This is a genomic window from Paraburkholderia sp. SIMBA_054 (genome assembly GCF_046534875.1).
GTDB lineage: Bacteria > Pseudomonadota > Gammaproteobacteria > Burkholderiales > Burkholderiaceae > Paraburkholderia > Paraburkholderia hospita.
Window position 1 is genome coordinate 1 of record NZ_JAWRXV010001388.1, and the last position, 247, is coordinate 247.

The window sequence follows — 247 nt, forward strand, 5'->3', positions numbered from 1 at the left end:
TGGAGGAGAAGCCAACAAAGCGCGCGCGGTAGAAAGTTGCGCTACCCTTGTTGAAGGTCTCGGTATAGGGCGACGCCGCACGCAGCGTGCCACCTGCCGTGGCAGAAGCCTTGGCAAGCATGTCCCGTGCCTGACCTTCGCTCGGGAGGGAGCCGATCTGGATAGCCCAGCCACCGGCAGCAGGGGCGGATGCCGTGGTGACCGGATCGACTTCCTGAGCCTGTGCAGACGGGACGGCGGCCTTTGG

1 protein-coding gene is annotated in these 247 nt (G+C 65.2%); it reads right to left on the reverse strand.

Annotated features, from left to right (window positions below; all coding sequences use genetic code 11):
• Positions 1–247: SPOR domain-containing protein (locus SB822_RS59610; RefSeq protein WP_410859440.1), on the reverse strand; the 247-nt coding region annotated here is incomplete at both ends.